The organism is Rhizobium sp. SEMIA 4085 (assembly GCF_013004495.1).
Lineage (GTDB): Bacteria > Pseudomonadota > Alphaproteobacteria > Rhizobiales > Rhizobiaceae > Rhizobium > Rhizobium gallicum.
In genome coordinates this window covers 1-1,453 of the sequence record NZ_JABEPH010000652.1, presented here as the reverse complement: position 1 = coordinate 1,453, position 1,453 = coordinate 1, and the positions used below count along the sequence as shown (strand labels likewise).

Sequence of the window (1,453 nt, the reverse complement as noted above, 5' to 3'; positions counted from 1 at the left end):
GGCGGTGGATGGTCGCGGACCGCCGAGGCAGCTCTGGAGGAGTTGGCTACGAAGCCGGGCGTCCAGTTGGTTGCGGCGACGGACGCCAATCCGCAGGGCGACATGTTTGCCGAACGGCTGCGGACGCTTGCCGATGATGTCGGCTGCGACTGGACGCGACTTCGGCCGCCCGAGGAGGATTGGAACGAGTCCCTGAAGATCATGGAAAGGGAAAAGAGGGAAAGGACGGAAGGAGGAGGCGTGCCGCATGCGCGCGGTCCGCGTCAAGGGAAGCTTCGCCCGGCGGAGCCGGCCCTTGACGCGGACGGTCGCGATGCCGGCGGCAGCCAAGGGGTCATGAAGGACTGAAGAGGAAGGCAAGGTCGAGAGGACAGTGCCACGCTTCGGCCCGAAACCTCCGAAGGAGCTGCAGATGAACCCCTCTCCCGCAATCCAAAAAGTCTTCCAGGGCGTCGCAAGCCGACCGCAGATGTTCCGCATGTTTGACCGTCATCTCCAGCGGCCCAACCGCTGGGAAGACCACGCGATGCCGCTCTATGCGGGCGAATGGTTCGAGATCGACGAAGACGGGCACGACTACATGTTCGAAATCCTGCCGCCGCTTTGGATCCGCGGCTCTATGTTCGCGATGCGCGAGTTCCTGACCGGCTCGGTGACCTCAGTGTTCTTCGCACTCCGGATCGACGAGGCGATCCGCTATTTCCACGGCTATTGCGACCTGTCCGATCCCTCGTCCGTCGAGACCATGCGCCTTGCAATTATCGAGCGCGAGAGCCGGCCGGTCCGGGCCATGACGCGCGAAGAGCGCCTCGAGCATATCTGGAGCAGCACGGCGGACGACTATCGCGGCTATGCGGGCGAGCGCTGGCCGGAGGCCTCACGCGGCAAGCGCACCGTGATGTTATACGGCGGCAAAGACGGCACTGTTCTGAAGCTGCTGGAAGATCTCAGCGACGACGAGATCGCCGCCAAACTGCCGGTACAACTGCGCCACCTCCGCTCGCCGATTGCGGCTTGAGAGTTTCCGTTTGCATCCGTGCGCGAAGCAATCGCGCTCGGCCCACGATCGCGGCGCAGCCCATGCTGGCGGCCTCTCCACCCCTTCGCGTTCCTCGACTGCCCCTTGCGGCAGATCGATGACGCTCGTTCACAAGGACTTTTCGATGAGCAACGACCCCTTCACCCTCGATATGTTTGATAGCAGCGCTATGTCATCAGGACTCGGTCTTGGCGTAACCGCGTTCGGTGCTTTTGGTCCGCCGACCTGATCGCCGCGATTCGACTGCCCGAAGGCAGTTTTCGGCGTGACGCCGGCACGGACGTCGTGGTCGACATCCTCTTCTTCCGCAAGCGCAAGACGGGCGAGCCCGAAGGCGACCTTTCGGGGCTCGACCTGGCGGGCGGCCGGCCGGCTGTCGAGGCGGAGGGGGGGGTCCGCGTGAACCGCTGGGGC

Annotated in this window: 2 protein-coding genes and 1 pseudogene; all 3 read left to right on the top strand. The window is 64.3% G+C overall.

The window, feature by feature from the left end; genetic code table 11:
• Positions 1-348 (top strand): toprim domain-containing protein (locus C9413_RS32075; protein WP_170251552.1); only part of this gene is annotated, 348 nt, incomplete at its 5' end.
• 64 nt (positions 349-412) lie between these two features.
• On the top strand, positions 413-1,018 hold the full coding sequence (locus C9413_RS32070; RefSeq protein WP_040114082.1) for a DUF1419 domain-containing protein: 606 nt from the start codon (positions 413-415) through the stop codon (positions 1,016-1,018).
• 237 nt (positions 1,019-1,255) lie between these two features.
• A pseudogene (locus C9413_RS34075) lies at positions 1,256-1,453 on the top strand (hypothetical protein); the annotation flags it as partial.